This window comes from Corynebacterium sp. HMSC05C01 (genome assembly GCF_001807155.1).
GTDB classification, from domain to species: domain Bacteria; phylum Actinomycetota; class Actinomycetes; order Mycobacteriales; family Mycobacteriaceae; genus Corynebacterium; species Corynebacterium coyleae.
In genome coordinates this window covers 1-833 of record NZ_KV787972.1, presented here as the reverse complement: position 1 = coordinate 833, position 833 = coordinate 1, and the positions used below count along the sequence as shown (strand labels likewise).

The window sequence follows — 833 nt, the reverse complement described above, 5'->3', positions numbered from 1 at the left end:
GGTACTCGAGTGGCGAACGGGTGAGTAACACGTGGGTGATCTGCCCCGCACTTCGGGATAAGCCTGGGAAACTGGGTCTAATACCGGATAGGACCACTTCTTGGAGGTTGTGGTGGAAAGTTTTTTCGGTGTGGGATGAGCTCGCGGCCTATCAGCTTGTTGGTGGGGTAATGGCCTACCAAGGCGTCGACGGGTAGCCGGCCTGAGAGGGTGTACGGCCACATTGGGACTGAGATACGGCCCAGACTCCTACGGGAGGCAGCAGTGGGGAATATTGCACAATGGGCGCAAGCCTGATGCAGCGACGCCGCGTGGGGGATGACGGCCTTCGGGTTGTAAACTCCTTTCGCTAGGGACGAAGCGTTATGTGACGGTACCTAGAGAAGAAGCACCGGCTAACTACGTGCCAGCAGCCGCGGTAATACGTAGGGTGCGAGCGTTGTCCGGAATTACTGGGCGTAAAGAGCTCGTAGGTGGTTTGTCGCGTCGTTTGTGTAAGCCCGCAGCTTAACTGCGGGACTGCAGGCGATACGGGCATAACTTGAGTGCTGTAGGGGAGACTGGAATTCCTGGTGTAGCGGTGGAATGCGCAGATATCAGGAGGAACACCGATGGCGAAGGCAGGTCTCTGGGCAGTAACTGACGCTGAGGAGCGAAAGCATGGGGAGCGAACAGGATTAGATACCCTGGTAGTCCATGCCGTAAACGGTGGGCGCTAGGTGTGAGTCCCTTCCACGGGGTTCGTGCCGTAGCTAACGCATTAAGCGCCCCGCCTGGGGAGTACGGCCGCAAGGCTAAAACTCAAAGGAATTGACGGGGGCCCGCACAAGCGG

General features: G+C 58.1%; 1 rRNA gene. It reads left to right on the top strand.

The window, feature by feature from the left end:
• A 16S ribosomal RNA gene (locus HMPREF3145_RS10845) occupies positions 1-833 on the top strand; the annotation flags it as partial.